This window comes from Rhodoplanes sp. (genome assembly GCF_013377085.1).
GTDB lineage: Bacteria > Pseudomonadota > Alphaproteobacteria > Rhizobiales > Xanthobacteraceae > Rhodoplanes.
Map to the genome: position 1 here is coordinate 1 of NZ_JACAAX010000084.1, position 7,948 is coordinate 7,948.

Genomic DNA, 7,948 nt, shown 5'->3' on the forward strand with positions numbered 1-7,948 from the left:
GGCCTGGTCGGGGGCGCGGCCGGGCGTCACCGTCGCGCCGGGCGGCGGCGCCAGCGGCTGCGATTCGACCCCACCCGGAGGCGGTACGGCGCCGCGGCGCTCGGGGAACAGCGGCGGCGGCTCCTCGAACTTCTCGTCGGGCAGCGGCGTCACCGGCTGCAGCGAGCCCGGCGGCGGCAGCGGCTGCTGGCGGGTCGGCACGGCCGAGGGCGGCCGCGGCGGCGGATCGCCGAAGATGCTGCCGAGCTGGGCTTCGGCCGGCGAGGCCGCCAGCGCGAGGCCGAGAAGCGCCAAGCCATAAAGCGGCAAGCCGAGAAGCGCCAGGTCGGCGCGCGCGAATCGAATCATGGGTGGCTCGACATCCGGATCGAGGGCGGCGCGCAAGGCGGCGACCGCGCAGGCGGCGCACTTAACACGCGGATTGCGGCACCGAAAGGGTCGCGGCGACAGGGGTCGCAGCGACAAGAAACGCGGCGGCCCCGGCCCCTCGCGGGGCCGCTTCGGGGCAAATGGCGGCCAGGCTTTATCAGCGGCCGGGCGTCCAGGCCTTGTAGTCGCCGGTCGCGGCCGGCCGGCGGTTCTGCGCCAGCGTCGAGCCGGGCGGCCGGTAGGCGCCGGGCGTGCCGGTGAGGTTCGGCCTGTGCGGCTTCCACCACTCGCGCGCCACCACGGTCTGCCGGCTCGGCGGCACGTCGACGATGTGGTGGATCCAGGCGTGCCACTCGGGCGGGATGCGGGAGGCGTCCGCCTCGCCGTTGTAGATCACCCAGCGGCGCTCGAAGCCGAGCGCCGGACTGATCCGGCCGCCCTTCTCGCGATAGTAGCTGTTGCCGGCGTCGTCCTGGCCGATCAGCTCGCCGTGGCGCGCCGTCCAAAGCTGGGTGCCGAAGGTCTGGCCGTTCCACCAGGTGAAGACGCGGATCAGGAAGGTCTTGACGTCCATGGTCCACCTGCGGGCGCGAGGGCTGCGCGTTCATGCCACCCGGCCGGCGGGATGTCCAGACACACCGGGCGTGGCCCAGGATCCGGCGAGTCGGCCCGCCCGGTCCGCGGCTCGGCCCGAGTCGGCAGCACCGACTCGGACGTTTCGGGCATCCTCCGTCGCGGACCCTTCCAAGGATACCAGCGGCACGCGCGGCCCGCTGCCGATACCCGTCCTGCGGGGAGAACGACTCGGGAATTTCACAGGCGGTTTTGCTTCGTTGTGACGCCGGCGTGACACTCCGGCCGGCTGCCGCAGCGCGAAGGGGCATTCGGGTCTTTCCGGGGCTTTACAGAATCCGGACCAGATTCCAGAGGGTTGCCGAGCCGTTAAAAATATCCCCGCAATTCTTCCCCTACCCCACCACATTTAGGGGATGATTCAGACTTCCGCACTATTGCTTGACTGCCTCGCCGGAGTCGGCCTAGCGTTCGGTCCCTGCGGCGCGGCTGGTACCACGTCCTCGCCGGACGGATCCCTGAGGCTTGCGACAGACCTCCACCGGAGCCAATTGGCCTTTGTGGACACCCGTTGTCGTGCCTGTGCCTCACCCTGACGGGGGTCCTTCCGGCCGACGTGAGCGACAAGACCGAGACCGCGCGCGGATCATCGGCGAGTAACGGCGTCAGTCGGAGCACGGAGCGTGAGGAGTACGGCGCGGACCTTCGGGCCTGCGGCGGCGGAATTGTCGGCCCGACGTCCGGGAGGACGGCGGGCGGAGCGAGGCAAGAGGCAGGAAGATGCGGATCGATCGGCGCTACACCAAGGACGGCCAGTCACCCTATGCGGACATCCCGTTCCGCCTGACCCAGAGCGAAATCCGCAACCCGGACGGCTCGGTGGTGTTCCACGCCGACGCCGTCGAGGTGCCGACCGCCTGGTCGCAGGTCGCCTCCGACGTGCTCGCCCAGAAGTACTTCCGCAAGGCCGGCGTCGCCGCGCGCCTGAAGAAGGTCGAGGAGGAGACGGTCCCCTCCTGGCTGTGGCGCTCGGTGCCCGACGAGGCGGCGCTCTCGGCGATGCCCGAGAAGGAGCGCGTGGTCGGCGAGACCTCGGCCCGTCAGGTGTTCGACCGGCTCGCCGGCACCTGGACCTATTGGGGCTGGAAGGGCGGCTATTTCGACGCCGAGGCCGACGCGCAGGCCTTCTTCGACGAGCTGCGCTACATGCTGGCCATGCAGATGGTGGCGCCGAACTCGCCGCAGTGGTTCAACACCGGCCTGCACTGGGCCTACGGCATCGACGGGCCGAGCCAGGGCCACCACTTCGTCGACTTCAAGACCGGCAAGCTGCACCGCTCGAAGTCCGCCTACGAGCACCCGCAGCCGCACGCCTGCTTCATCCAGTCGATCCAGGACGACCTCGTCAACGAGGGCGGCATCATGGACCTGTGGGTCCGCGAAGCGCGCCTGTTCAAGTACGGCTCCGGCACCGGAACCAACTTTTCCCGCCTGCGCGGCTCGGGCGAGCGGCTCTCGGGCGGCGGCAAGTCGTCCGGCCTGATGAGCTTCCTCAAGATCGGCGACCGCGCCGCCGGCGCCATCAAGTCGGGCGGCACCACGCGTCGCGCCGCCAAGATGGTGATCGTCGACGTCGACCATCCCGACATCGAGACCTTCATCGACTGGAAGGTGATCGAGGAGCAGAAGGTGGCCAGCATGGTCACCGGCTCGCGCATCGCCCAGCGGCACCTGCGCGCCGTGATGAAGGCCTGCGTCAACTGCCAGGGTTCCGGCGACGACTGCTTCACGCCCGAGAAGAATCCGGTGCTCAAGCGCGAGATCAAGGCCGCGCGAAAAAATCACGTGTCCGACAACGTCATCAAGCGGGTGATCCAGCTCGCCCGCCAGGGCTACAAGGACATCGAGCTCCCGATCTACGACACCGATTGGGACTCGGAAGCCTATCTCACAGTGTCGGGCCAGAACTCCAACAACACCGTGCGGGTGAACGACGACTTCCTCAAGGCCGTCGAGTCCGATCGCGACTGGGACCTGACCTGGCGCACCAAGCCCAACAAGGTCGCCAAGACCGTCAAGGCGAGCCACCTGTGGGAGAAGATCGCCGGCGCGGCGTGGTCCTCGGCCGATCCCGGCCTGCAGTTCCACACCACCATCAACGACTGGCACACCTGCCCGGCCTCCGGGCCGATCCGGGCCTCCAATCCGTGCTCGGAATACATGTTCCTGGACGACACGGCGTGCAATCTCGCCTCGCTGAACCTGCTGACGTTCCGGCAGAAGGGCGCGGTCGGCGACCCGCTCGCCTTCGACGTCGAGGGCTACGAGCACACCGTGCGGCTGTGGACCGTGGTGCTCGAGATCTCGGTGCTGATGGCGCAGTTCCCCTCCAAGGAGATCGCCCAGCTCTCCTACGAGTACCGCACGCTGGGCCTCGGCTACGCCAATCTCGGCGGCCTCCTGATGTCGTCCGGCATCCCGTATGACTCCGACGCCGGCCGCGCTCTGTGCGGCGCCCTGTCGGCCATCATGACGGGCGTCTCCTACGCGACCTCGGCCGAGATGGCGGCGCTGCTCGGCGCCTTCCCGGGCTATCGCAAGAACCGCGACCACATGCTGCGGGTGATCCGCAACCATCGCCGCGCGGCGCATGGCGAGAAGCACGGCTACGAGAAGCTCGCCACCGTGCCGATGCGGCTCGACCACGCCACCTGCCCGGACCCGCGGCTGGTCGAGCACGCCAAGACCGCCTGGGATCGTGCCCTGACGCTCGGCACCGAGCACGGCTATCGCAACGCCCAGGCGACCGTGATCGCGCCGACCGGCACGATCGGCCTGGTGATGGATTGCGACACCACCGGGATCGAGCCCGACTTCGCCCTGGTGAAGTTCAAGAAGCTCGCCGGCGGCGGCTACTTCAAGATCATCAACCGCGCCGTGCCGGAGGCGCTGCGCGTGCTCGGCTACGCGGGCGAGCAGATCGCCGACATCGAGTCCTATGCGGTCGGACGCGGCACGCTGGCCGAGGCGCCGGGCGTCAACCACGCCACCCTCAAGGCCAAGGGCTTCACGCCCGACATCCTGGAGAAGATCGAGAAGGCGCTGCCGACCGCCTTCGACATCAAGTTCGCCTTCAACAAGTGGACGCTCGGGGAGGCCTTCTGCACCGGCACGCTCGGCCTCGCCGCCGAGGAGCTGTCGAAGCCGAGCTTCGACCTTCTGGCCGCGATCGGCTTCACCCGGCGCGAGATCGACGCCGCCAACGTGTTCGTCTGCGGCGCCATGACGGTCGAGGGCGCCCCGCATCTGCGGCCCGAGCACTATCCGGTGTTCGACTGCGCCAATGCCTGCGGGCGCAACGGCAAGCGCTTCCTCTCGGTCGAGAGCCACATCCGCATGATGGCGGCGGCCCAGCCCTTCATCTCGGGGGCGATCTCCAAGACCATCAACATGCCGAACGAGGCGACGGTCGAGGACTGCAAGGCCGCCTACATGCTGTCGTGGAAGCTGGCGCTGAAGGCGAACGCGCTCTACCGCGACGGATCGAAGCTGTCGCAGCCGCTCTCGTCCCAGCTCGTCGCCGACGACGAGGACGAGGACGACGACGTCGACGCCTTCATCGAGAAGCCGATGGCGGCCCGCGCCGCGGCGCTGTCGGAGAAGATCGTCGAGAAGGTGGTCGAGCGCATCGTGCTGATGCGCGAGCGCGAGAAGATGCCGGACCGGCGCAAGGGCTACACCCAGAAGGCCGTGGTCGGCGGCCACAAGGTCTATCTGCGCACCGGCGAGTACGACGACGGGCGGCTCGGCGAAATCTTCATCGACATGCACAAGGAGGGCGCGGCGCTGCGCTCTTTGTTGAACAACTTCGCCATCGCGGTGTCGCTCGGCCTGCAATACGGCGTGCCGCTCGAGGAATACGTGGACGCCTTCACGTTCACGCGCTTCGAGCCGTCCGGCCCGGTGCAGGGCAACGACTCGATCAAGTACGCCACCTCGATCCTCGACTACGTGTTCCGCGAGCTGGCGGTGTCGTACATGTCGCGCTTCGATCTCGCCCATGTCGACCCGTCGACCACGGGCGGCTTCGACGCGCTCGGCAAGGGCGTCGCCGAGGGCAAGATACCGGAGGGTTCGCCGGCCTCGCGCTACGTGTCGAAGGGCCTCACCCGCTCGCGCACCGACAAGCTGGTGGTGATGCAGGGCGGCGGCGCCCCGACCGGCGATCACCGCTCGGCCGAGCACCGCACCGAAACGCGCGGACCCACCGCCCCGGCCGGCGGCCACACCGACAGCCGCGCCGCGGCTTCGCCGCCGACGGCCCTGGGCGCCGCAGGCGCCAGCAATGTCGCCCCGTTCGCCCGCGGCGGCGGCCAGCAGCTCGCCGCGGCCCTGAAGGCCGAGCCGGCACTGCGCCTCGGCGAGGTGCTCGACGAGCTGCCCTGGCAGGAGGAAACCCACGCCCGCGCCGACGCCCGCGACGCCAAGGCCCACGCCGCCGAAAAGCGCGCCGAAGCCAAAGCCAAAGGCTACGAAGGCGAAAGCTGCGGCGAATGCGGGAATTTTACTTTGGTCCGCAACGGGACGTGCATGAAGTGCGACACGTGCGGGAGCACGACGGGGTGCTCGTGACGGGTTAAAACGTTTCGTCGTCCGGCCGCTCCCACGTGGCGGCCGGACGCCCGCCAAGAATCGGGGTTATCGTTTAAATAAAAAACTCGATAGGCGGAGGCCAAGAACTATTTTGTTGTATAAAAGCTATTCTGATGATGTAATTTCTTTAGGTAAAGCGATGACAGCGATGGTGTGCTTTTTTTCCGCATCGTTCGCGCTCTTAATGTATGAGTAAAGTTCTAACCCCAGCGTATAAAAACGATGCATATCGTCGGCGATCTTTCGGATATCCGCCACGGTCGGCTGGTATGTTTTTTCTTTTGACGACCTTTTCGTCGCCTTCGACATAAACATATAAAATGGCTCATCGTCAGTCATTCCTATAACATGCGCGTGCATAAGGATGTTTCGATTTTTACAACAAACGTTGAATCCCTCAACGAAATTCGTTATTGAGGTATTTAACTTACTATCGAACTTTCCGGCATTATCGCATAGTCTTAAGAGACTTGATCTACTCGAGTTGTCGAGGGTGTTGAACAGCATTAAGAATGGCTCTTCAGGAAGATCAATTACCAAGCTTAGAACCCACCTGATAGACTGCTCCAGTAAATTGAAATTTATGGATACCATACCGATTGCATGGACAAATTCCGTCTGTGGAACAAAGGCGTAATCAGGCCATTTAAGTTCAGGTTCGTTCATCGTTTATAGCCCTCTTCAAAATGAAGCAAGCGTAGCCCTGCTTCCTTGTAGCCTGGATTGAGCGAAGCGAAATCCGGGGCTTTCTTCTCCACGGCTGTCGCCTGCTCGTCCTCCTTGAGGGCGGCCTCGAATAGTTCAATCGGCAACCCGCTGGCTGCCGGCAACTCGCCGACCAGCCTGGTGCTTTCGGCGTGGAGAGCGGCAACCTCCTCTTCGATCTTCCTGAGTGCTTCAGGATTTTCGGGGGATGGGTTGGAACCATGGGCCGTTCGGGCTGCCACCATCGTGGGGAATTTAGCGACGATCTGGGCGTTCAGATCGTCGATGCGCTCCATCAAATCCGTGAATCCTTTGCGCATACGCTTGGCGCGCCCGACGTGTGGATCTCCCCCATTTCAATCCTGCCGGTCATTGTTGCCTATAGAAGAAGCGCTAATGATTTACCGTCGGCGGTACGCAAATGGGTTCGATCGAACTCAATGGCGAGTTCTCGATAGCCTTGCAAGCGCGAGCCAAGTTGGCGACCGAATTGACCGAGACACCCAGCAGCGTGACGTCGGCGACGGCGCAGCAGCCGTTGATCGGGATCGGCCAGTAGAAACCATTGTCCGAATCCCTCTGTCGTTCGTCGGGTTGCCCTTCAAAATGCAGGTGTAGAAGCCGGGTCTCGGCCTCGCCGGCGAAGCCTGCCGGCACCGAATTTGCCGCCATCCGGTACGACGACAGAGGAAGGATCGGAGGCAACCCTTTAGTGGCAAGCGCGTCGTTGATCTCCCCGAGCAGCGTGGCGCCTCCCGGCGCGTGATACTGGATCTCCCGCAACTGCCCCATCTTTCCGGTCGTGTCGACGCGCAGATGGAGCCGAACGGGGCCAAAACTCCAGAGATCCCCACCTCCGTCGACTTTTGTCAGCGAGGCGTAGAACAAGTTCGATCCGGGTGAATCCTGGATCTTCGGATCGTCGTACGCAGCTTCAATATCGGCCTCGAGGATATGCCATCCCTCCAGCCGCGCCAGGTTGACCAGTTCGCCTTCGATCGGCTGGCCCATCCGCTTGCGGAGCCAGTAGAGCCGCAACGAGCCTTCGTTCGCAATGCTCTTGAAGGCCTCCACGCCGGTGTAGTGATAGAACTCGCCTGACATCGTGCGGGGGAACATCCGGCCGTAGATCGCGTCCGACAGAGATACCCGAACCTCCGTGTCGAAGTGGATCCACCTAACTGACATACGGACCGATCCCGCGTTGATCTGGATCGGCCGGCCGGCGGCCTCCAAGACGTCCTGGATGACGTAGGCGGCAAGCTGCTTGCGCTGCTGCGCCAGAATGGTTGGGTTGTCGCTTGGGTAGCCGAGCAGCCCGGGTCGCGCAGGTGCCATGTATCTCATCCAGAGCCGCCGCAGGCATCGCTTCATGCAACGTAAGTATCGGGAGGCGGAATCCGCGAATTGCCGCCCTTTCTTACATCGCCCCGCATATCCGCTCCAGAGAAAGCGTAGCCCTGCTTCCTTGTAGCAAGCGTAGCCCGGGCTCACTCGTAGCAAGCGTAGCCCGGGATCTTCGTAGCCTGGATTGAGCGAAGAGACTGGGCAAGAATACGCATCAGACTGCGAGGAGCGGGCATTGCCGACGGGGAGCGGTCGTCTGGGTGATTTCGGTCGCGACTCGGGCGAGGAGACGCCGGACGGC

The 7,948-nt window shown here is 64.9% G+C and carries 5 protein-coding genes and 1 pseudogene; 1 reads left to right on the plus strand and 5 read right to left on the minus strand.

What is annotated here, in order from left to right:
- Window positions 1-348, minus strand: a pseudogene (locus HXX10_RS28780) (DUF2155 domain-containing protein); the annotation flags it as partial.
- A gap of 178 nt (window positions 349-526) precedes the next feature.
- Entirely contained in the window at window positions 527-943 is a 417-nt protein-coding gene (locus HXX10_RS28785; protein ID WP_296526926.1) for an NADH:ubiquinone oxidoreductase subunit NDUFA12, read from the minus strand.
- 779 nt (window positions 944-1,722) lie between these two features.
- On the opposite strand from HXX10_RS28785, the gene HXX10_RS28790 reads away from it, so the two are divergent.
- A complete protein-coding gene (locus HXX10_RS28790) occupies window positions 1,723-5,574 on the plus strand; it encodes a vitamin B12-dependent ribonucleotide reductase (RefSeq protein WP_296526927.1) in 3,852 nt (1,283 codons plus the stop codon).
- A gap of 126 nt (window positions 5,575-5,700) precedes the next feature.
- Here the strand turns inward: HXX10_RS28790 and HXX10_RS28795 are convergent, their stop codons facing one another.
- The 3 genes from HXX10_RS28795 to HXX10_RS28805 all read right to left on the minus strand — a co-directional run bounded on the left by HXX10_RS28795 (window position 5,701) and on the right by HXX10_RS28805 (window position 7,638).
- A complete protein-coding gene (locus HXX10_RS28795; protein WP_296526930.1) occupies window positions 5,701-6,261 on the minus strand; it encodes a hypothetical protein in 561 nt (186 codons plus the stop codon).
- Window positions 6,258-6,596 carry a hypothetical protein gene (locus tag HXX10_RS28800; protein WP_296526931.1) on the minus strand — a complete coding sequence of 113 codons (339 nt, stop codon included), beginning with the start codon at window positions 6,594-6,596 and terminating at the stop codon, window positions 6,258-6,260. The genes HXX10_RS28795 and HXX10_RS28800 overlap by 4 nt, the downstream gene beginning before the upstream one ends.
- Before the next feature lie 97 nt (window positions 6,597-6,693).
- Complete coding sequence (locus HXX10_RS28805) at window positions 6,694-7,638, minus strand: hypothetical protein (protein WP_296526932.1); 945 nt, start codon at window positions 7,636-7,638, stop codon at window positions 6,694-6,696.
- Window positions 7,639-7,948 lie beyond the last annotated feature (310 nt).